The following is a 19,216-nucleotide window of genomic DNA, read 5'->3' as shown; positions in this document are numbered from 1 at the left end:
TTAACCTTTAGTAAGTAAAAATTTAACTTTTTTTAAAACTTCATATTCTTGTTTAACTTTAAAAATATTTCTATTAGGATTTAACTCAAGCTCACTTTCTACCCTATCAATGAAATTTATTAATACGGTTTTTTCATCGCTATTTAGCACAACATTACTTAAAGATTCTTCAGCATTAAATTTGCTCACAACCTTTTCAACATCATGAAAATTGAAATGAGAAGAAGAATGATCCTCAGTTATATTTTGAGAACTAAGCTTTTCACAATTAGCAATATTATTACTTTGGTCTTGACCTGCTACATCTCTTAAACTATCACGCAAATTTTTCTCTCCATCATTAGAAAAAGAACCTTCAATCATTTGAGAATCTAGGTCCTTTTTTAAAATGCTTTCAAAGTCATCAAATTCTTTTAACTCAAGAGGTTCACCAGAACTCTTAAAAACCGTACAATTAGCACTATCCTCATGCTCAATATTTCCATTATCATACATTAAATCTAAATGTTGTTTATTATCTACAAAACTCTCCAATTTTTCATTATGATCGTTATTATTATTTAACTCCATATTTTCTAAAGACACATTATCGCTACCAACGTAAATACCTTCTTTTTTAATCAAATTATTCGAAATATTCGAAAAATTATCAGCCGTATGTAAATTGCTAGTTAAATCAAAATCTTTATCTTTATTAAATTTAACATCATGCTGAACTACTTCACTTTCTTTTGGGGCATAATTAATACCCTCAAGTAGCGCATCTAATTCTTCTTGACCAATAGAAATATTAGGCAAATTATCTTCTTTTTTAGAATTAGAAAATGAATCGTCAATCTCAGGCGACTTTTTTTCAAAATCTTTAGAATCAGAAGTAATAAAATCTCTTTGAACAAGCTTAAGCCCATTATCAATCATTTCTTTTTCAACTCTTTCAACACGAAGCTCAACATCCTTTAAACAATTAATCAACTCACCATGTCTTTCTTTTAATATATTATCGAGTTTTAATAGCTTTTCATCTAAAAAAAATTTAAGATTATCTGAAGCTGTAGAAACAACATCAACAGACTCATTTCTTAAAAATACTTTTTCCATATCAAAATCAACTTCCTTGGGACCTTCTTTGATAAAAAAAACACTTTTCTTCATGCTAAACTTGCTCTCCAAAACTACTCAATATAACTACAATCTAAATCAACCTTAACTACTTGTAAATATAGTATATTAAGAATATAATTACAAGCTATATGATCATTTATAAAAAAATTGCGATGTCTTTTTACTCAGGAATACTAAGCTACTTTATAATAGCTCCCATATTTGGAGAGAGAGGATTTGTTAATTATCAAAAATTAGATAATAACTTAACATTAATAAAAAATCACATCGGAAAATTAAAAGAAATTCAAAAAGAATTAAAAGCAAGATATATTAATTTACAAGTATCTAAATCCGAAATTCTAAAAGAAGCCAACAAGTTGGGCTACTACCCAAAAAACTCAATAGTAATAAAAACCAATAACAATAAAGATCAATATAGCCAAGGGCAAATATTAACACTACAAAATCCCCTTTCTAAGAATCAAAATTTTTACTTTATATCAATAGCAATAGGTTTAATTTATTATTTTTTATCAAGTTGTATTATCCAAACCAAAAAAATCACAAAAAGCAATAAACTTGCTTCCAATAGCTCTAAGGATTAGCTTTATTGAAAATATTTATTTTAAAAAATGTAATATATTTATTAATTAATTTAATTTGTGCATCATTTTTTTGTGTATCGTTAGTAAGTTTTTTTTCAAATGAACACCAGTATACTCCTTTTGTTAAAATAAATATCCTAAAAAAATACTTGCAGTACATTGGAATATGTAAAAGTATAGAAAGATATGCTTTGATACATAACTTTAACCCCAAATCAAAATTAGAAAAAAATTACTTTTTAAAACATATAGCTGGTAATTCATATATAATATACAAAACAAAAAACAAAGGAATACTATGGGGTGATTATCGATACTCACTACTGAGTCAAGGAAAGCCAACTACTAAAATAATTTTCGAAAAAATATTCAATACTTTAAAAGTCTCAATTCCAGGAGCCCTGCTCTCTTATATTGCAGCAATAGCCCTTATTATAATTTGGAAACTTTACATAAAAAACAACCTAATAAATAATTTTTTAGAATATTTAATGCTATTACTCCACTCAATGCCAAGAAACTTAACAGTATTTTTAATATTGTCTTTAATATATTACTTAAATTTAAATCCAAAAAATTTAATAATAGGTGGATTCGCATGGTTTTTTTCATTCTTTATATTTAATTCTGTAATTTTCAAACAATCTCTTGACAAAACTTTATCAGAATTTTACATAAAAGCTGCAAAATCAAGAGGAATAAATAAATTACAAATAATCTTAAAACATGCATTAATTCCATCGATAACACCATTACTTACTAACATGAGACCTATTCTCACAACTGCCTTTTTTGGAGCATCAATGATTGAATCAATGTTTAAAATTGATGGAGTTGGAGCCTTATATTTAAATGCTTTAAAATTCAACGATTATGCTATTTCTAAAGATTTAATTTTTATTGGTGTTTTCATTATGCTTATTCCAAATATAATAACAGATATATTAATTTACAAAATCAACCCATACAAGGACACGCTAAGCTAATGAAACCAGGTACAATAATAAAAAAAATTTATATCTTACTATTTAGCATATTTATTATATTATTAATCATTGCTCCAAAACTAGTTAATGAAAATTCAAAAATTGCAATCTACAAAAAAGATCCAAATAAAATTTATTTAAAATCTATCCAAAAAATACCTATGCCACCCACAAAAGACAATCCACTAGGAATCGACAAAATGGGAAGAGATATTATGGCAAGATTAATAATTGCAACTAGAAATTCTATTCTACTTTCACTAAGCTATGCAACAATTTCCGCAATAATCGGAATCTTCATTGGGACAATAATTGGCATGTTTAGTTTTGAAATTTGCATGCTAATTTCAAAACTAATCGAAGCATTACAAACATTACCCTTTTTTTATGTTGTGTCTTTAGTTTTTTACTACTTTTTAAAACAAAAAACTTACAATATGCTTCAAACAGCAACACTATTCGCATTGATTCATGGATGGATTAGGTTTGCTTTTATTGCAAGAAACAACACGCTAATAATAAAAAATTTAGATTATGTTAAAGCCGGTGAAGCTATGGGAGCAAGCAAAATTCGAATAATATTAAGTCATATTTTTCCAGAAGTATTCTCATCAATATCATCCATAATTCCATTACAAATGGCAAGAAGTCTTACTACTTTTGAAGTAGTAAGCTTTTTACAAAAAAAAGATAAAAATCTATATCCTAGCCTTGGAGAACTGCTCAACTATATGGAAACGGGTAATAAATATTCATGGATATGGATCAATCCCCTACTCATATTAATAGGTATAAACATAATACTAGCAATAATAAATTTACAACTGAGAAAAAAAATGAAACATTTAATATCATCTTAACTAAAAAAATTAAAAAACTCTTGGAGAAAATTTTTCTAAAAAACAATTCTCGCAACTTACATTTCTAGCAGTGCAAACTTCTCTTCCATGCTTATTAATAGCCATAGAAAATCTATACTGTTTACAAGACTCTATTCTTCTTTTTAGATCCAGTTCAATCTTAATAGGAGAATTTTCCAAAGAAATAGCATGCCTTTTAATAACTCTGATAAAATGAGTATCTACAATAATTGCAGGCTTATTGTAAACAGCACCAAGAATAACATTTGCTGTTTTTCGACCTACTCCGGGTAGCTTAACAAGATCAAAAATATTATTTGGAATAACACCATTAAATTTTTCCAAAATATCAATAGAACAATTTACAATATTATTAGCTTTCCTTGAATAAAAACCAGTCTTATAAATTAATTTTTCAACATCTCTCATATTTGCTCTTGATAAACTTTCAAAATTCCCATACCTTTCAAAAAGATATGGAGAAATTTTATTTACCAAATTATCTGTTGTTCTTGCACTTAAAATCGCCATTATTAAAAGTTCATAATTATTCTTATAATTTAGAAAGGGTTTAACATCGGGATATCTAAACAAAGTCTCATCAACAATCAAATCAAGATTAATCATAAAAAAATTATAAAACATAAAATATACAAATTAAAGGTATCTAGACCTTATTGACAAGGATTTTTCAAAATGATATACTCATCATTAGCATTTAAAATGCATCAATAGCTCAATTGGATAGAGCAACAGACTTCTAATCTGTAGGTTTTAGGTTCGAGTCCTAATTGGTGCGCTTCATTCGGGATGTGGCCTAGTGGCTAAGGCACCTGCTTTGGGAGCAGGGGATCGTGAGTTCGAATCCCACCATCCCGAAAAAAATTCAAAAAGCTAAAAACTGTGTTTTTAGCTTTTTGATAATTTATAAACATTTAATCAAACCTTAAAATTATTCAACTTTCTTTAAAGTATTTAAATCTAAAGTAATAAGACTTTTAAACTCATCTTGCAAATAAATAAAATTCTTTCTCACAGAAAAGCTAGTAAAAGGCAAAATTTTATTCTCTGAAAGAATAAACTCATCTAAATTTTTAGGAGAAAATTTAGCCAATCTCCAAACATTACCACTATCTTTCACAGCTACTAAAATCATTTTAGAGTCAACATAAAGAGATGAATTTTTATTAATCTCAAAATTAGACTCTGATATCACTTTTAAATTCTCAAGTTTATTAAGTATTTGAAGCTTAGCTTTTCCTGAATCCATTTTAATAACAACTAAATCTTTTTCACGTTCATAAATTCCATAACGCTGAATGCCTTGCTGAGTGCTTTCTTTAAGTCTAACACCAGTATTTAAATCAATAAGTTGAAGCATTCCTAAATTTGTAATAGGATCAATAACCTCTAAAAATACAGGATTACTAGAATCTATAGACATAGTAATCAAATCTTGATTTAAAGAAGTAGATTGACTTTTAGCTTGAGGCTTGGTTTCTTGCAAATTAACATCTTTATTATCTACAACCTCTTTTGAATCGATATCACTATAAGAAGGCTTATCTAATGGTGATGATTTGCTAACCTCATTGTTGTTAGACTTTGAAATTTCATTTACTCTCTCAATCTCAGAAACAGGTTTTAAATTTTTTTTACTATCTAATTTTTTATCCTCAGATAATTTTTGATCTTCCGGCGTCATAAGGGTTTCGTCATTATCCAAATCACCTAAACTTACCTTTGATTTCTCTTTGACTATTTCTTTTTCTTTGCCTTTAATTTTTTCTTTACTAGAAGCTTTAGAATTTAAATCTCGATTAAGATCTAATGCTTTAGGATCTTTGCTTTTTAAAAGTTCTTCATCACTTTTTTTGATTTCAATTTGCTTTTCAATTTCTCTTTTTTGATTTTCATCGCTAGTTTCTTTAAGCTGCTCCTGCAAGTCTTCTAGACTCTCTTTTATTTGTAGCTGCTTATCAACTTTAGGAGAACTTACATCACCAGGTTTTGGTAAATTCTTTTCCTTATTAATCTCGTTAATATCCTCTTGAATCTTCTCTCTAACAGTATCCCTTTGAATATCTAAATTATCTTCAGAAAAATCTAATTTTTGTTGGGCTTTATCAAGATCGATTGCCTTTTTATCTAGTTCTTCTTTTTGTTTCTTTTTAGCATCAACTTGACTTTCAATCTCTTTTCTATGCTCTTCATCTGTAGCCTTTTCAAGCTGATCTCTTAAATTCTCAATAGTTTCTGTTATATTGGAATCACTTTCATGAACATTATCTAATTCAATATCAATTTTATCTTGATCTGCTTTATGAGTTTCTCCTTGAATATCTGTAATATCCCTTGCAAAGTTAACACCTGCTTCATTTTCGCTTAAAAGAGCTGCCACAACCTTATCTGTAACCAAACTATCAATATCAATGTCAGACTCAATTTTTCCAGATAAAATATTCTTTTTAAGAGGAATAAATATTTGTGTCTTTCCAGCCCATTGACTGTACACTCTAGAAAGACCTGCATTTTCTTTAGTTAAAGACTTTAAAGCAGACTCAATATAAAACTCTTTATAATAATTTAAATCACCTCTATAAACAGCATTATGTATTGTAATAACCTTGGCAATTAATTCAGCACTAGATCTTTCATAATCAAAAGACTTTATCAAATACCCTGTAAGAATTCTTCTTAAATTCAATATACTGTCAAGCTGTGACTTACTACTAATAGAAAAAACATCAACGCTTGCTTTTTTATCTTGATCGTCAATAAATCTATTAATAAAATATTTACCATAATAACTTGAGTTGCTATTGAAATTAATCAATGGTCTTGCTAAAAACTCACCAATACCTACTATTTGTTCATATGTATTTGTAGAATCATAAGGACCTTTATAGTTTACAAACTCAAGATCCATATTAACAAAGTCCTTTAATTTTTCCTTATCAACTTCCCTTGCATTAAGGGGAAATCCATTCAAAGAAATAAGAAAAAAACTAAAGATTAGTAACATTTTTTTCATAAAAGAAATTCTCCTATAAACTTAATTATAATCTACCTTGCCAACTAAATTCACTAATTTAAACTTAATTTTAACATAATCAGATTTATATACAAAACAGCTATTTCAATCTTGAATGATTGAAATAATTTCATTAATGTGCTTGTTAATATTTTCAGAAAAATTTTGCCGCCTCATAAACATTAATAAATTTAGATACTTATGCTTACAAAGCGTAAGAAGCTTGTCTGTTGAATTTAAAATTATATTTCTCAAATTTAAAATTACAGAATAAGCTATTTCTAAATTACCTTGATAATTTAACACTATATGCTGGATGTAATTATATATAATACAATCTTGCCCATAATAACTTTCAAATTTGGTAATGGTTTTCACTATGGCAATTATATTATTAATATCTCTTTCTCTAATTGCCAAATCAATAAAGCTCTTAATTGCAAATTCATCATTAACATATATAAAATATCTATAAAGCTTGCCCCTTGAAATAATTCTATCAAGTCCCTTTTCTGGCAAAAGCCAAACATTAAAAGCCTTTTTATATAAATTTAAATATTTTTTGGGGAAATTTCCATCTTTAGTTGCAAGAAAATCTAAAATACCTAAAAATTTATCATAAGCAGAATGACTATAACTAGAATTAAGAATCTCATCAAGAAGTAAATAATTTTCATCATAATCTACAGAGCCTTTCTCTTTTAAATCTATTCTACCTTGATTGTATTTATTACCTCTAAAATGGTTCCACACGCTAACATCAAACTCTTTGTCGTACTCATAATAATAAGTACTAAGAACCCAATCACTACCCCCTAAGACAATAATACCTGAATTAGCACTAAGTCCCAACAAATCCTTAAGTTTAGAATCTGTGAAAGATATATCAAAATCTTCTTCAAAAGACAAAAGTCCATTTGATTTAGTTGAAATTAAAAGATTTCTATTGTTATAAAGAACAGCTTTCTCAGGCTTAAAGTTCATTTTTTTTTTAAATTTAAGCTTAAAGTTTCTACTTAAATTAAAAAACATACCAACACTTGAAATTGCGACATATTCACCATTAAACTTTTCAAACAAAAAATTAATAGGAAAGTCTAATTTAATAGAGTTAACAACTTCCCCAAAATCTCTCCCATAAGCAACAATATGACCTGACTTATGTCCAACAACTACCTCTTTTTTTGTATTTATCATTAACAAAAAAGGGAAAGCAACCAGCCTTGAAAACCATTTCTTATTACCCAAAAAATCAAACAAAAATATTTCATCATTTTCGCTTGCGATGCAAAAATCACCATTATCAAAAACTACAGGAGAAGTAGCGGGTTTGCCACCTATGTCAACTTCAAATATCTTTTTTCCACTCTTTAAATCAATAGAAACAACCCTCTCATTAATAAGGGGAATTAAAATGCTAACATTCCCTATGGCAGGATCGCCTAAAGGTGAAAAATCAAGCTTATGCTTCCAAACAAGCTTTCCTCTTTCAATCTTTTGAACTTCATTTTTAGCTGTAATAACATAATAACCATTATCAAAATCTTTTAAAAGAAAAGGATATGGAATTCTATTCAATCTATAAGAATATTTCTTCTCAAATGACATTGTATAAGTAATCAACCATCTATCTTTTGTTAAAACCGTAATAGTATCACGTTTTTCATCAATAATTGGATTGCCTACAACTTTACCAGTTAATGCTTTTTGAAAATATAAATTAATGCTAGAATAAAGCCTTAAAAAAGAAGCTGAAAACAAAAATATAAAAAGTAAGCCTCTCAAAACAAAAAACCTTTTGAGCTTTTAAAAAACTACCACTAAAGCCTAAACCCAGCATTATCACCATAAAGGTTATTTCTCAGATCCCTAATCTTAGTATCATCAACATACTCAGAAAAAGTCATATATCGATCAATTATTCCGTTGGGAGTAAACTCGATAATTCTATTGGCAACAGTATCTATAAATTGATGATCATGCGATGTAAAAAGAACAACTCCTTTAAATTCTTTAAGCCCAGCATTTAAAGATGTAATTGCTTCAAGATCTAAGTGGTTTGTAGGCTGATCCAGTATTAAAACATTTGCTCCGCTAAGCATAGCCTTAGCAAGCATGCATCTTACTTTTTCTCCTCCTGAGAGGACATTTACCTTCTTTAAAGCTTCATCTTGGCTGAAAAGCATTCGACCTAAAAATCCTCTAATATAAGTTTCATCTTGTTCTTTTGAATACTGACGCAACCAATTAACTAAATTTAAATCCAAATCAAAATATTTCCCATTATCCTTATTAAAATATGAAAAATTAACAGTAGATCCCCATTCATAATGACCTTTATAATTTTTATCTTCATTTGTAATAATATCAAACAAAAAAGTTGCAGACATGGGATTTCCCAAAAAAACAATCTTTTGTTGGGGTTCAATAATACTGCTAAATTTATTTAAAATTAAATTCCCTTCAAATTCTTTTGTCAAATTTTTAATTGTAAGAACATTTTTACCAAGTTCTCTTTCGCTTTTGAAATTAACATAAGGAAACTTCCTTGAAGAAGGCTTCAAATCTTCAACCTTTATTTTTTCAATCAACTTTTTCCTTGATGTTGCTTGCCTAGACTTAGATGCATTACTAGAAAATCTTTGAATAAATGTCTTAAGTTCAGCAATTTTATCTTCAGATCGCTTTTTAGCATCTTTTAGCTGCTTGTTTAAAATCTGGCTTGTTTCATACCAAAAGTCATAATTTCCAAGATACACTTGAATCTTTCCGTAATCAATGTCAACAATATGGGTACAAACTTGATTTAAAAAATGTCTATCATGAGATACAACAATAACTGTATTTTCGAAATTAATTAAAAACTCTTCCAACCATTTAATAGATTGTAGATCAAGATTATTGGTAGGCTCATCAAGAAGCAATATATCAGGTTCACCAAAAAGCGCTTGCGCCAAAAGAACTCGAACCTTTAAAGACCCTTCAATGTCACCCATTAAATTATTATGAATTGACTCATCTATTCCAAGACCCTTAAGAAGAACTGCCGCACTAGATTCAGCCTCGTATCCTCCAAGTTCTGAAAATTCTGCTTCAAGCTCCCCGGCTCTAATCCCATCCTCATCACTAAAATCAAGTTTATTATAAATTTCATCTTTTTCTTTTTGAATAGAATAAAGCCTTTTGTGACCCATAATAACAGTATCGATAACCTTATATGCATCATAAGCAAATTGATCTTGCTCAAGAGCCGCTACTCTTTGATTTTTTGGAATAAATATTTCACCCTTAGTAGATTCAATCATTCCACCTAGCACTTTTAAAAAAGTGCTTTTTCCTGCTCCATTAGCACCAATTATTCCATAACAATTTCCAGAAGAAAATTTAATATTTACATCTTTAAATAAAACTCGCTCTCCAAATGCAACTTCCAAATTATTTACAGTTATCAAACCATTACCCTGCCTAAAATTAATATTCTAATAACAAAATTATCTTGAAAATTAATTTAATTTTCAAGCACTATATAAATATATTGACTCAACTCTCAATTTTTTCGTATATTTAATATTATTAACACAAGGAGATGTTTGAAATGAAAAATATTAAGCCTTTAGCTGATAGAGTTTTGATAAAAATCAAAGAAGCTGAGAGTAAAACAATCTCAGGACTTTACATACCAGAAAATGCAAAAGAAAAAACAAATATTGGGACGGTTATAGCCATCGGTTCTAACAAAGAAGAGATCACTGTAAAAGTTGGCGACACTGTACTTTATGAAAAGTATGCAGGAGCTGCTGTAAAAATCGAGAATAAAGAGCATTTAATACTAAAAGCAAAAGAAATAGTTGCAATAATAGAAGAGTAAAAAGCTAAGTAGCTAAACTTAGCTTTTATCTTTATAAAAAATATTTTATAAAGATAAAGATTATTAAAAAATAAGGCTATGGTTTTAATATGAATAAAAAAATGACCATAACTTAAAGAGATAGTAGGAATGGTAGGAAGTTTTATATTCCTAAAAAAATACTAAACTTTACAAATACTTATAAGTTAAAATTTTTTATTAAAATTTGCAGTCTTTTAATAAAGATTACAAGTTTATCATAAAAACTTATTATTCTGATCAATCAAATTAAAAATTTCAAGCTTACAAAATTCTGTAAGCTTGAAAAAGTGAAATTAAATGACAAATCTAATTTTTAAAGAGAATACCATATATTCAAGCAAATTCGATGACATCTATTACAATCCAAAGTATGGAATTGAAGAGAGTTTTTATACATTTATTAAAGGCTGCAATCTGGATTTAGAATTAAAAACAAAAGAAAATATTTTAATAGCAGAGTTAGGATTTGGAACAGGATTAAACTTTATATGTCTTTTAAAATTCATAAAAGAAAACAATATAACCTCAAAGATTAATTATTATTCTATAGAAAAATTTCCACTCAAAAAAAAGACAATAATGCAAATTTCAAAGTTCTTCGTTAAAGAAACCGCTTATTTCAAATTAATGCTAAAACATTATCCTAAAATTCCAAAAAAAAATTTAAAACTAAAAATAACAGAAAATGTTAATTTAAAAATTTTAATTGGAAACGCTAAAATAAAAATCAAAGAAATTCCAAAAAATGTAGAATATTGGTTTTTAGATGGATTTAGCCCTAAAAAAAATCCTGAAATGTGGAACAATGAAATATTTAATTTAATTTCTCAAAAAAGCAGTCCGGGATGCAAGCTTTCAACATTTTCTTCTGCAAGAATTGTAAAAGATGGCTTAAAGCTTGCCAATTTCAAATACATTCACATAGAAAAAGGATTTGGAAATAAAAGACATATGATAAGGGCCCAAAAAAATTAAAAATTACTTTTAAAATAAGCTATTAAAAAAACAATGCCAATCAAATATGATATACTATCAAGGAAAGGAGAATTTTAATGACAAGAAAAATATTTACTACAGTCTTAATTTTTTTAATATCTAATAATTATATTTTTGCAAAAGACACAATCAAGGATTTGTTCTTTATACAAGATATATTAATAAAAAAAGAAAAATATTCTGACGTTCTAAATAATGCAAGCCTTGAAGGCATTATTGAAATTGAACATAAAGGATCATACATTAAAGATAACGATTCAGAAGTTAAGCTTATCCTAAAAGAAAATGGATATAGAAGAAATTTTAGCTTTTTTAATCTTTTAAATACTAGCAATATAATCAAAAGTCTAAGCTTATTTGATGACAGACCAAAAAGCATCAAAGAAAACGAAATCGTATTATTAGGCACAAAAATGATTAAAGAAAATCCTAATAAACGATACAAAGACAATGATGATTTTGAATTAAAACTGAGCGTAACTCGTAAGAGTAATCAAATTTATTTAATTCTTGATTTTGAGTTTCTCTTTGATCAAAGAAAAACGTTTCCATCAATTTACATCAAAGAAGAAGATGTATCAACAATAATAAACAGCTTCATGAAACTACAAGATTCAAACTTTTTATCTCCTCAAGCATTTCTTAGCAATTAATAGCACAAAATATGCTATTTCTAATAGAAAGCAAGCATTTTGCTGAAAAGCTAACCATAGCAAATTCAATTACATAATAATTTTTCAACTTTTTTACAGATTTTTTAAATTAATAATATAACTATTTATCTTATTAATCAAAGAAGAAAATTCTACAAATTTTAATTTTTCAGATTCAATAATTTCCTTAGGAGCATTCATTAAGAAATTTTCATTTTCAAGTTTCTTTGAAACAGAAATCTTAAGCATTTTATACTTTTCAAGCTGCTTTTCAAGCCTTATTAACTCCTTGGTTTTATCTATCAATAACTTAACATCTGCATAAATTTCAAAACCAACTACAGCTAAACCAAGCATACCATCACAATTTTCATTATAAAATATATTTTTAAAATTAATCATTCTTTTTGAAATGCTCTCATTAGCCTTAAAGTATCCTTCATATTTAAAGTCAGAATCAAACTTCAAAGCAACATCAATCTCAATGCTAGAAGATATATTGAATTCACTCTTAAGTGTTCTAACGGCCACAATGAAAGTTTTAAATACTTTAAAACTTTCAAATTCTTCTTTAAAATTGCTAGAAATATCAAAACTTGGATATTCATTTAAAGCTAAAATATCTCCTTTTTCTGAAAATTCAGAATAAATTTTTTCTGTAACAAAAGGAATGAACGGGTGTAAAATTAACAATGCTTTTTTAAGAAAAAATAGCAACTTAGAAATAGCCATATTTTGAATATCAACATTTTCACTATTAAGATCAATTTTACTAATTTCAATATACCAATCACAAAAATCATTCCAAAAAAACTCATAAACAAATTTTGAGGCTTCATTATATTTATAATTTGCAAAAGAAGACTCTACGCCAAGAATGGTTGAATTTAAGCTTGTAAGCAACCATTTGTCAATGTCGTTAAATTTCAAATTATTGAATATTTCTCTATTTTCTAAATTTAAAAGAATAAATTTGGAAGCATTAAAAACCTTGTTTGCAAACTTGGCTCCAAGCATAAAATCCTTAGCATCAATATTTAAATCTTGGCCTTGAACAGACAAAAAGGATAAAGTAAATCGCAAAGAATCACTTCCATACTCATGAATAATATCAAGAGGATCAATTCCATTACCTAAGGACTTTGACATTTTTTTACCCTGTTTATCACGCAAAAGAGGCGTAATATAAACATCTCTAAAAGGAGTTTGTCCTGTAAATTCTAATCCCGCCATTACCATTCTTGCAACCCAAAAAAATATTATATCGTAAGCTGTAATTAAGGTCTTTGTTGGATAATAATTTTCAAAATCAACAGTAATATTAGGCCATCCAAGCGAAGAAAAAGGCCATAACCAAGAAGAAAACCAAGTATCAAGAACATCTGGATCTTGAACAAACCTCTTCCCCACGTTCTTTTCATCTAAAGAAGGATCAGTATCACTAATAATAAGTTCTGATGTATCAATATTGTACCAAGCCGGTATTCTATGTCCCCAAACAAGCTGCCTTGATATACACCAATCTTTAATATTTGACAACCAGTATTTATATGTATTTTCCCACTTTTTAGGGTAAAATCTTAATTCGCCACTCTCTAAAGCCTTTAAGGCTTTCTCTGCCAAAGGTTTCATGCTCACAAACCACTGAGTAGATAAATAAGGTTCAATAACCTCCCCTGATCGATAACAATGCCCAACCTGTTGCCTATGTTTTTTAACACCTTTTAAAAACCCTTTTTCCATTAATTCTATCTCTATTTTAAATCTTGCATCCTTAATGCTTAATCCTTGATATTGTAAAGGAACATTTTCATTAAGTTTTCCATCTTGAGTTAAAATATTGACCTTGGGAATATTATGCCTTTTTGAAATTTCAAAATCATTAGGATCATGTGCAGGAGTAATTTTTAAAGCCCCAGTACCAAAAGCACTATCAACATGAAAATCTGCAATAATTTTTATCTTTTTAGTTGTCAAAGGAATTGTGACCTCTTTCCCAACTAAAGATTTATATCTCTCATCATTGGGATTAACAGCAATAGCAGTATCCCCAAACATCGTCTCAGGCCTAGTTGTCGCAATCTCAATAAAAGAAGAATCATCGATAAAATACTTAACAAAATAAAGCTTGCCATCAACTTCTTTATATTCAATCTCTTCGTCACTAACAACACTCCCAGATCCAGGATCAAGATTAACAAGATACTCACCTCTATAAATCAACCCCTTGGAATATAAATCCTTAAAAACCTTGTTAACAGCCTTACAAAGACTCTCATCAAGAGTAAACCTTTCTCTTGAGTGATCATAAGACGCGCCGAGTTTTTTTATCTGATTAACAATTACACCTCTATGCTTATCTTTTAATTTAAAAATTTCTTTAACAAACTCTTCTCTCTCAAAATCATTCTTACTTTTGCCAATATTTTTAAGATTCCTTTCAAAAACAGTCTGCGTTGCTATTCCTGCATGATCTGTGCCAAAAAGCCATAAAGTATTATGCTTTTTCATTCTTTTATACCTTACAAGAATATCTTGCAAAACAAAATTAAGAGCATGCCCCATGTGCAATACACCAGTAACATTAGGAGGCGGCGCAACCATACTAAATTTTTCAAATAAAGAATTATTTGGCAAAAAAACATTATTTTTAAGCCATTTGTTGTAAATTTCATCTTCAAATGCCTTGGGATCATATTTTTCAAGAAGTCTAAAATTCATTGTTTTAAAAATCTCCTACCATGTCAATAACGTTTAAATTTTCAAAAAGCTCTTCGTAAGTTTTTGAATTTATAAGATTTGAGAAATATTTACTCTGTCTTTCCTTCTCAGTAAAATATATCTTAAAATATTTTTTAAGTTTATTAAAATCTTTTTCAAGTCCCCAAGTAGCATGAAAATCCTTTATATGGAATTTTAATATATTTAATCTAAAATTTAAATTACTATCCAAAAAATGTTTTGAAGATAATTTAAATAAATTTAAATTCTTAAAAATTCCACGACCAAACATAATCCCATCAATTAAATATTTATCAACGTAATATCTAGCATCCTTAAGACTTAAAACATCTCCATTGCCAATAATCAGAGTAGAAGGACTAAGATTATTCCGCAATTTAACAAGTTCATAAAAAATATCAAAATTAACAGGGCCTTCGCTCTGATTAACAGCAAGTCTTGGATAAACCGTTAACATATCAATTCCAAAGCCCAATAAAAATCCCAGCCAATCATTAACTTCTGGATATGAAAATCCATGCCTGGTCTTAACGCTAAGAGGTAAATTAAATCTCGCACAAGCTTCTTTGCTTGCAAGAATTATTTCTTTGGCTAAAGATTTATTATTAATTAAAGCCGAGCAAACCCCTTTTTTAATTATTTTATTCTTAGGACAACCCATATTAATATCAATTCCCCAAAATCCCATGCCCCCTAATATTTCTATTGCTCTATAAAATTGCTCAGGATCATTACCCCAAATTTGAGCAATTAAAGGCCTATTAAGTTCATTGGGTTTTAAAAAAACATGTTGAATAGACTGTTTTGACTCATTTAAAATTCCCTTTACAGAAATAAATTCAGTAAAATAAATATGGGGTTCTCCTTCTTTAGATCCTATTAAATGAATTAAATTTCTAAAAACAGTATCAGTAACGTCTTCCATTGGAGCCAAAATCATAATTGGAAGAGGAATATCAAATAAAAACTTCATCAATTAACTATATAACAATAAAACATATCTATTAATCAAAACAGTTGCTTTGCTTAATAGATTCAAATTTTTAAAAATAACATTATAATTTTTAGAATAAAAAACCACCACAAAAGGATTGGTAACAAATAAAATAATCATAAAACTTTAAAAAGTCAATAAATAATTTTGATAAAAAAATAATTTAAAAAATTAATCCATAATAAGACTCTCTCCTGGAACCTTGGTTTTTCTTACTAAAGTATCTTTATATCCAGCAGATTTAATCAGTTCTATATTTCTTTGAATATTATCAGCATTAGTAGGAATAAAAACAGTATAAAAAGGCCCATGAGAATTTACTACAACAAAAAGGCCTGCTTTTTTTAATATTCGATAGGCCCTATCAGCATAATCTTTTTTTCTATAAGATCCAACTTGTATGTAAAAATCTGTTTCTTTGTCGGCAGAAATTGAATAATCTGCTAATAAATTTGAAGATTTATTTTCAATAAAAACATTCTCTTCTGATTGCTTGGTTTTCCTTTCTTCTTTAATCTCAGGAGTATTAAATGCTTTTTTAAAATCATTAGATCTTGATACAGAAGGTCTTTTTTCATTTACACTTTCAATTACTTCAATTTTTACAGGAGCAACTCCTATCCCTAAAAAATCAAGCTTTTCAGCAGCATGTTTTGATAAATCTATTATTCTATCCTTCCTAAAAGGCCCTCTATCATTAATTCTTACAACAACTGATCTATTATTTAAAAGATTTGTAACCCTTACAGCAGTATTAAAAGGCAATTCTTTGTGAGCAGCAGTAAGAGCCATCATATCAAATTTTTCGCCATTAGCAGTAATTTTGCCGTGGAAAGCTTCACCATACCATGAAGCAAGGCCTACTGTAGCAGAATTTAAATGAGAAGCAATAAAAAAAAACACAAAGAGAAAAACAAAATTTCTATTATCTTTTGCGAGGGCATCAATTAAATTTCTCATAATGTTTATTATAATATAAAAACATATTTCAATAAACAATCAAGCTCACAAATTGCTTATTCACATTTTTTTTGATTTAATTATAAATAAAAAGAAAAAAGACTAAAAAATGATATCGACAGAAATAATTAGAAGTAACCAAATACAAAAAGCAGCAAAATTTATCAAAACAGGCGAGCTTGTTGTATTTCCAACAGAAACAGTCTATGGAATTGGTGCAAATGCTTATAATGAAGATGCCGTAAAAATGATTTTTTTAGTTAAAAAAAGATCTATTCAAAACCCCTTAATAGTACACGTTGACACAGTAAAAAAAATAAAAGAATTAACGGAATATATTCCTAAAAGTGCTCTAATGCTAATCAAAAGGTTTAGTCCAGGCCCTTTAACTTATGTTCTTAAGAAATCAATAAAAATATCCAGATTTGTTAGTGGAAATCTAGACACAGTGGCAATAAGAATTCCTGCAAATAAAATAGCTTTAAACCTAATTAAAGCATCTAAAGTCCCCATAGCGGCACCGTCTGCAAATATATCAAAAAGACCAAGCGCAACAAACTTCGAAATGGCTTTAAAAGAATTAAATGGGCTTGTAAGGGGAATAATAAAACTAGAAGAAAATAAAGACTTTAATATCGGAATCGAATCAACTGTAATTGGATTTGACCTAAAAGATAACGTAATAATATTAAGACCGGGTGCAATAACAAAAAAAATGATAGAAAAAGAGCTTAAAGGAAGATATACAGTGAATTACGCAGAAACAAAAATAGAGTTAGAAAAATCACCAGGGAATATAATAGAACATTATAAACCAAAAATTCCCGTCTATTTATTTAAAAGTCAAGACAACATAAGAAGATATTTAAACAAAGATACAAAAATACTTATTACAAAACCTACTCTAAACTCCTACTTATTTAATTTTTTGTGGGATAAAAAAAATATTACAGTATTTAACACTCTTGAAGAATATGCGCAAAATCTTTACAAAGAGCTAATCAAGTCTGAGAATAACTACAAACAAATCCTTAGTGAATTCGTAAAAGACGAAGAACTTGGGTACTCAATAAACAATAGAATCAGAAAAGCCAGTTCAAATACATTTATTAATTTAAAATAATGCTGAATTATTATTTTAAAAGCTAAAAAGCATAAATATAATTACTCATTAGTAAAACAATACTAAATCTACAGGTAAACGTCTAAGCCCATAGTACAACAAGCTGCCTCACCCTAATCCCAATAAAGCCAAAAAATAAAATAAAGAAAAACTTAAACTAAGTATTACGAGCAAATTTTCACATAAGAATTATTTTAATCTTTTGATTAATTAAAATAATCATGGATTAACATAGTATACTCAAGTGGTATTTTGTCTTCATCAAAAGCAATGCCAAGCGCAAAAACCTTTCCATTAGGCGTCTGAATAACACTTAAACTTTTTGATTTACCCTCAATAAAAATCTCTTTATCCATGAATTCAAAACTAAAAATCAAATCAATTGAATCTTCTTTGAAATCTCCATAATCAAAAGAAGAAATTACTAAAGCACCCCCATAAGATAAATCTTTTATTAAGCATTTATGTTTTGATCCATTAAACTTGATAAAAGCTTTATCAGAATCAATTTTTAGTTTTCTAATAGAATCTTTATCAACAATAATCCTCTCGTGAATTCTCTGATTTTGCCCAAGTTTTAAATCAAGAAGTTTCCCAACTTTAATAGCAATCTCTTCTGGCATAGGAGATAAAAATTCCAATGTTAATAAGTTGTATTCTTTATTTTGAGAAGAATAGGCAGAAGCACTTAAAAGTTTAACAGACAAAAAGGGGGAAAAAGCCACGTTATTATTAGGATCTGAATTCTTCTTAAGTTGAAGAGAGCCTAAATTTTTATTTTTAGCCAAAGCAGGCAATACTGTATCTTCTTGAAAAATAAGCTTAAGAGAATCCATAGAAATAGAATAAATTACTCCAAGCACAGAATAAGCGCCTATTCTCATCTCAATAGTATTGCGAAGATTTAAAAAACTATTTATCTCTGTACTCATTTTAATTTCTTTGCCCCTATACTTAGCTCCATAATCTCTTATTTTTCTAGATAAAAGCATAAACCTCTCCTTTCTCCTTTTTTTGAATATAAAAATAAAAATACTAAACAAAATTGAAAGCTATTTAAAACAGCTTTCAAACAATCAAGTTATAAACAAGCTTAATCAATAATCAATAAATCTGCTCTTAAAATCAAAGACATACCATCACCCCACCCTTACAGCATCCGTTTAATTTAAAAAACTTTAAAATACTGTATACATAGTGTAAAATTATAACAATAATTTTACACTATAACAATCAACTTATAACATTATTAATTCTTATGCACTTATAG

General features: G+C 28.0%; 16 protein-coding genes and 2 tRNA genes. 9 read left to right on the top strand and 9 right to left on the bottom strand.

Annotated features, from left to right (window positions below; translation table 11 throughout):
- Positions 1–1,152 carry a hypothetical protein gene (locus tag BG_RS03765; RefSeq protein WP_011194043.1) on the bottom strand — a complete coding sequence of 384 codons (1,152 nt, stop codon included), beginning with the start codon at positions 1,150–1,152 and terminating at the stop codon, positions 1–3.
- A 98-nt stretch (positions 1,153–1,250) separates the two neighbouring features.
- On the opposite strand from BG_RS03765, the gene BG_RS03760 reads away from it, so the two are divergent.
- From BG_RS03760 to BG_RS03750, 3 genes are read left to right on the top strand one after another with little or no spacing between them, the layout of a single operon-like run.
- Complete coding sequence (locus tag BG_RS03760) at positions 1,251–1,709, top strand: septum formation initiator family protein (RefSeq protein WP_011194042.1); 459 nt, start codon at positions 1,251–1,253, stop codon at positions 1,707–1,709.
- A gap of 5 nt (positions 1,710–1,714) precedes the next feature.
- On the top strand, positions 1,715–2,695 hold the full coding sequence (locus tag BG_RS03755; RefSeq protein WP_011194041.1) for an ABC transporter permease subunit: 981 nt from the start codon (positions 1,715–1,717) through the stop codon (positions 2,693–2,695).
- A complete protein-coding gene (locus BG_RS03750; protein ID WP_011194040.1) occupies positions 2,695–3,555 on the top strand; it encodes an ABC transporter permease subunit in 861 nt (286 codons plus the stop codon). The genes BG_RS03755 and BG_RS03750 overlap by 1 nt, the downstream gene beginning before the upstream one ends.
- A gap of 9 nt (positions 3,556–3,564) precedes the next feature.
- On the opposite strand, the gene BG_RS03745 is transcribed toward BG_RS03750, so the two are convergent.
- Positions 3,565–4,200, bottom strand: a complete 636-nt coding sequence (locus BG_RS03745) for an endonuclease III domain-containing protein (RefSeq protein ID WP_044007927.1) — start codon at positions 4,198–4,200, stop codon at positions 3,565–3,567.
- 80 nt (positions 4,201–4,280) lie between these two features.
- On the opposite strand from BG_RS03745, the gene BG_RS03740 reads away from it, so the two are divergent.
- Both BG_RS03740 and BG_RS03735 read left to right on the top strand, forming a co-directional pair.
- A tRNA-Arg gene (locus BG_RS03740) sits at positions 4,281–4,354 on the top strand.
- A gap of 7 nt (positions 4,355–4,361) precedes the next feature.
- Positions 4,362–4,434, top strand: a tRNA-Pro gene (locus BG_RS03735).
- Between the two features lie 73 nt (positions 4,435–4,507).
- Here BG_RS03735 and BG_RS03730 read toward each other — a convergent pair.
- From BG_RS03730 to BG_RS03720, 3 genes are all read right to left on the bottom strand, one after another.
- Positions 4,508–6,589 carry a P83/100 family protein gene (locus BG_RS03730; RefSeq protein ID WP_011194038.1) on the bottom strand — a complete coding sequence of 694 codons (2,082 nt, stop codon included), beginning with the start codon at positions 6,587–6,589 and terminating at the stop codon, positions 4,508–4,510.
- Between the two features lie 105 nt (positions 6,590–6,694).
- On the bottom strand, positions 6,695–8,374 hold the full coding sequence (locus BG_RS03725) for a PQQ-binding-like beta-propeller repeat protein (protein WP_044007925.1): 1,680 nt from the start codon (positions 8,372–8,374) through the stop codon (positions 6,695–6,697).
- Positions 8,375–8,409: 35 nt separating this feature from the next.
- Complete coding sequence (locus BG_RS03720; protein ID WP_011194036.1) at positions 8,410–10,041, bottom strand: ABC-F family ATP-binding cassette domain-containing protein; 1,632 nt, start codon at positions 10,039–10,041, stop codon at positions 8,410–8,412.
- 143 nt (positions 10,042–10,184) lie between these two features.
- On the opposite strand from BG_RS03720, the gene groES reads away from it, so the two are divergent.
- The 3 genes from groES (at position 10,185) to BG_RS03705 (ending at position 12,127) form a co-directional block, all read left to right on the top strand.
- The gene (gene groES / locus BG_RS03715) at positions 10,185–10,457 is read left to right on the top strand and encodes a co-chaperone GroES (RefSeq protein WP_004789371.1); all 273 of its coding nucleotides are present in this window, start codon (positions 10,185–10,187) and stop codon (positions 10,455–10,457) included.
- A gap of 318 nt (positions 10,458–10,775) precedes the next feature.
- Entirely contained in the window at positions 10,776–11,453 is a 678-nt protein-coding gene (mnmC2, locus tag BG_RS03710) for a tRNA (5-methylaminomethyl-2-thiouridine)(34)-methyltransferase MnmC2 (protein WP_011194035.1), read from the top strand.
- 77 nt (positions 11,454–11,530) lie between these two features.
- On the top strand, positions 11,531–12,127 hold the full coding sequence (locus BG_RS03705) for a hypothetical protein (protein ID WP_011194034.1): 597 nt from the start codon (positions 11,531–11,533) through the stop codon (positions 12,125–12,127).
- A gap of 93 nt (positions 12,128–12,220) precedes the next feature.
- Here the strand turns inward: BG_RS03705 and valS are convergent, their stop codons facing one another.
- The 3 genes from valS to BG_RS03690 form a co-directional block, all read right to left on the bottom strand.
- Positions 12,221–14,848 carry a valine--tRNA ligase gene (valS, locus tag BG_RS03700; protein ID WP_011194033.1) on the bottom strand — a complete coding sequence of 876 codons (2,628 nt, stop codon included), beginning with the start codon at positions 14,846–14,848 and terminating at the stop codon, positions 12,221–12,223.
- A 4-nt stretch (positions 14,849–14,852) separates the two neighbouring features.
- On the bottom strand, positions 14,853–15,842 hold the full coding sequence (locus tag BG_RS03695) for a tRNA dihydrouridine synthase (protein WP_011194032.1): 990 nt from the start codon (positions 15,840–15,842) through the stop codon (positions 14,853–14,855).
- Between the two features lie 192 nt (positions 15,843–16,034).
- A complete protein-coding gene (locus tag BG_RS03690) occupies positions 16,035–16,823 on the bottom strand; it encodes a septal ring lytic transglycosylase RlpA family protein (RefSeq protein WP_011194031.1) in 789 nt (262 codons plus the stop codon).
- Between the two features lie 109 nt (positions 16,824–16,932).
- Here BG_RS03690 and BG_RS03685 point away from each other — a divergent pair, with 109 nt between their 5' ends.
- Complete coding sequence (locus tag BG_RS03685; RefSeq protein WP_011194030.1) at positions 16,933–17,946, top strand: L-threonylcarbamoyladenylate synthase; 1,014 nt, start codon at positions 16,933–16,935, stop codon at positions 17,944–17,946.
- A 206-nt stretch (positions 17,947–18,152) separates the two neighbouring features.
- Here BG_RS03685 and plzA read toward each other — a convergent pair whose 3' ends face one another.
- A complete protein-coding gene (gene plzA, locus BG_RS03680; RefSeq protein ID WP_011194029.1) occupies positions 18,153–18,938 on the bottom strand; it encodes a c-di-GMP-binding receptor PlzA in 786 nt (261 codons plus the stop codon).
- Positions 18,939–19,216 lie beyond the last annotated feature (278 nt).

The organism is Borreliella bavariensis PBi (genome assembly GCF_000196215.1).
Classification (GTDB): domain Bacteria; phylum Spirochaetota; class Spirochaetia; order Borreliales; family Borreliaceae; genus Borreliella; species Borreliella garinii.
Note: the sequence above shows the minus strand (reverse complement) of the source record. Positions and strands in the feature narration are given on the sequence as shown.